3 protein-coding genes are annotated in these 2,905 nt (G+C 36.0%); all 3 read right to left on the bottom strand.

Features of this window, described 5'->3' with window-relative positions; translation table 11 throughout:
• Window positions 1-285: 285 nt before the first annotated feature.
• Window positions 286-1,230 (bottom strand): L-lactate dehydrogenase, encoded by a 945-nt coding sequence (locus tag AC1DJR_RS24620; protein ID WP_002143576.1) that lies wholly within the window; start codon window positions 1,228-1,230, stop codon window positions 286-288.
• 496 nt (window positions 1,231-1,726) lie between these two features.
• Window positions 1,727-2,755: a DUF4179 domain-containing protein gene (locus AC1DJR_RS24615; RefSeq protein ID WP_429686545.1), complete on the bottom strand. Its 1,029-nt coding sequence runs from the start codon at window positions 2,753-2,755 to the stop codon at window positions 1,727-1,729.
• Window positions 2,748-2,905, bottom strand: a 158-nt coding sequence (locus tag AC1DJR_RS24610) for a sigma factor-like helix-turn-helix DNA-binding protein (protein ID WP_477003724.1), incomplete at its 5' end; no start/stop codon positions are given. The genes AC1DJR_RS24615 and AC1DJR_RS24610, both read right to left, overlap by 8 nt.

Raw genomic sequence — 2,905 nt, 5'->3', positions numbered from 1 at the left:
GGTAGGACATGGTCCAATGAGTATGCGGGAGATGAATGGCGTTTAGGAAAAATTTCCACAAGGTTAACTCCTAAAGAATACAGTGAAACTCTGCTCGCAAATAGTGGGATAACGCACAAAAGCACTCTATTTAAAAATAGAGTGCTTTTTCTATAAACGACCCTTCTCCAGCAAAAGGGGTATATTGGGGATATACAAGGGAAACCGGAAAAGGAATTTATATTCAATTATATATAAATCCAGAAGGAGGAAGCAGTTTCCCACCTCTGAATTATTTAKCARTTATTAWAGTACTGGTGCCATTGTTTCTTTTAATACTTTTACAGAATGAGCGAAYTTCACTTTTTCTTCTTCGTTTAATTCAAGTTCTACGATTTCACGTACACCTTCGCGGTTAATAACAGCTGGAACACCTACGTAAGCATCTTTCTCACCATATTGACCTTCAAGGTATGCAGATACAGTTAATACGCTGTTCTCGTTGCTTAAGATCGCTTTAGTTACACGAAGTAGTGACATACCGATTCCGTAGTAAGTTGCGCCTTTACGTTCAATAATGTGGTAAGCTGCATCGCGTACATTTTCAAAGATTTTATCTAAATCTTCTTGGTTATACTGTTCGTTGTTCGCTAAGATTGTTTCTAGTTTTTGTACACCTACAGTAGCGTGGCTCCATACTGGAAGTTCAGTRTCACCGTGCTCACCAACGATGTAAGCATGAACGTTACGTGGATCTACATCTAAGTAGTCACCTAACATGTAACGGAAACGAGCAGAGTCTAAAGTAGTACCAGAACCGATTACGCGCTCTTTCGGTAAACCAGATTCTTTCCAAGTTACGTAAGTTAAAATATCAACTGGGTTAGTTGCAATTAAGAAGATTCCATCGAATCCGCTATCCATAATACCGCGTACGATTTGTTTAAAGATTTTTGTGTTTTTCTCAACTAAGTCTAAACGAGTTTCACCTGGCTTTTGTGGTAATCCAGCAGTGATAACTACTAAATCTGCATCTTTACAATCTGCGTAGCTACCGCTCCAAACTTTTGTTGGTGATGGAGAGAATGGTACCGCGTGACTTAAGTCCATTGCTTCCCCTTCTGCTTTTGCTTCATTAACATCTACAAGTACGAATTCTTCAGCTACACCTTGGTTGATCATTGAGTAAGCGTAACTACAACCTACAGCTCCTGTTCCTACTAATACTACACGATTGATACCTTTTTTCATGTTAATTTCCCCTCTCTATTGTTCACATATATTTTTTTATGATTGTTTAAGTAATTAATTAAAATACTAATTTAATGTTGTTTAACTTCTTTACATTCATATTGTAGCACGTATCATTGTGAATTAATTCACAAATTATGACCTATTTGTGAACTTTTTCACATAGAGTGCAAAGTTATTGGAATAGGTGTGGAATCCATTTCAATGGAGGCGTTTTCTTTAGATTGTGAAAGGGTTTTTCTTATGTTTTTGTCGGTAAGTGAAATTATATCGGCGATTTTTGCAATATATCGACTTATCGACAAAACTCGAAAATGATAATAGCATATAAAACGCCATCCTTTCTGTATAATTCTACAAAAAGAATAGCGTTTTTTGATTATATGGATACAAATTTATCTTAGCTGGATAGCAATGTTTTTTCCATACACTTCAAGTTAACATACCATCACTTATTAACATTCAATAGACATGGAAACCTAGCCAAGCTCTTCAATTATTGTAGCAACACTGTCGTTTTCAAATCTTCAGCACCTCCATTTTTTAATGTATCATTTAGACCACTAAGATACGCGGGCTCAATTGTTAAGGATTTTGGAGGATTATCCATCGGTGGAAGAGCTAAAACAATATGGTGTCCGTATAGTCCCGTGCTACCAACTTGCAAGCTGACTCCTTCGTAGATTTTTCCTTTATCATCAGTGACAGTATAATCAAGTGCTGGCCAGCTATCATTAGCTTCCATTTCTTTTGGATAATCAAAGGTCAAATCAATCCTCGTTGAAAGTGAAGAAAAGGCTACTTGATCTACTGTTAATGCATAGAGATTATCTTTCGTTAATGTTTTTATATTAGGAGTAAATTTACGAATCTCACCTTCAACTTTTGTAAGAGGAAATGCTACGTTCCATGTTCCTGTTTTTCCAAATAAATCTTCTCCATGGACTGAAACATCAATTTTATCACCAAATTCACCGTAATTAGCCAGAGTGAATTCATGCTGCTCGATAATGGTGTTTCGTCCTTTTGACTTCTGTGAAGTAGAACCAATTGCAGCTCTGACTTCTTTCCCATTAATGGTTACATAACTAAATCCAGCTTTCTCTTCATTGCTATTGGAAATAGTATTTTCTCCTTTGTATTCCACCGTGATCACTAAACGTCCGCCATCGTAAACAGCTTCTTTCACATTCATCGTTAAACCACTATGGTTATCTTGTCTTTCAATGGATGTAGCAAGCTCATCCTTTTCAATTTTATCAGAAGCAATATCATTAAATTGTGCATAAATGGGGCCTATAACTGGAACACTCGATAATGTCTTTGCCATAGCAGGAGAAATGAATCCAAAACCTAAGAGAGAAACACATATTCCACAAGCAACAAGACTAGAATACTTGATTGTTTTTTTCCTACGGTATTGATTTTTCTTAGCTTGAAGCATGGCTGTTTTTTCTCTTTGAATTAACCGGTCTTCTGGTATAGGAATATCATTGATATGATGATTAAATTCATCTTTATTCATAACTATATCCCTCCTTTAAAATGGGGCGTAAGGCTTGCTTTGCTCGATGTAATTGAGATTTTACCGTTCCTTCTGGAGAATTAAGAACCTCAGCAATTTCCTTAATAGATAAATCGTGATAATACCTTAATAAAATAATAGTTTTGTAAG

It is taken from the genome of Bacillus sp. 05T31 (assembly GCF_056396725.1).
This window is presented reverse-complemented; position numbering and strand designations above follow the sequence as displayed.

Bases quoted from the DNA above. Each gene is read 5' to 3' on its own strand.
- AC1DJR_RS24615 (WP_429686545.1), bottom strand. From the start codon at position 2,755: ATGAATAAAGATGAATTTAATCATCATATCAATGATATTCCTATACCA.